Source organism: Paraburkholderia sp. SIMBA_030 (assembly GCF_046535245.1).
Taxonomy (GTDB): Bacteria; Pseudomonadota; Gammaproteobacteria; order Burkholderiales; family Burkholderiaceae; genus Paraburkholderia.
The window spans coordinates 1-259 of record NZ_JAWRXB010000924.1 but is presented as its reverse complement, the minus strand read 5'-3'; the positions used below and the strand labels follow the sequence as shown (position 1 = coordinate 259).

General features: G+C 57.9%; 1 protein-coding gene. It reads right to left on the bottom strand.

The window, feature by feature from the left end; all coding sequences use genetic code 11:
- On the bottom strand, positions 1-244 hold a 244-nt coding region (locus SB772_RS42730), incomplete at its 3' end, for a hypothetical protein (RefSeq protein ID WP_410838863.1).
- Positions 245-259 lie beyond the last annotated feature (15 nt).

Sequence of the window (259 nt, the reverse complement as noted above, 5' to 3'; positions counted from 1 at the left end):
CGTTGAGCTTTGCCTGTAATCGCATTTCGGCCGATGCCCGATTGAAGCGGGCCCATAAATCGACATCTTTGGAGGGCGAAAGCCATTCGGCAGCCTGATCGTGATATCGAACGCCCTCTGAGACGTGATCGGTGAGGAAGGCTACGTTCCCGATGACCCAGTAGCCCTTTCCGGCTGTATCCTCGTCAACTTCATCCGTCAGGAGCGTTTCCAGGACGAGGCACTCCCGCCAGGCGTCCTCCAAGCGTCTGCTTTCGGC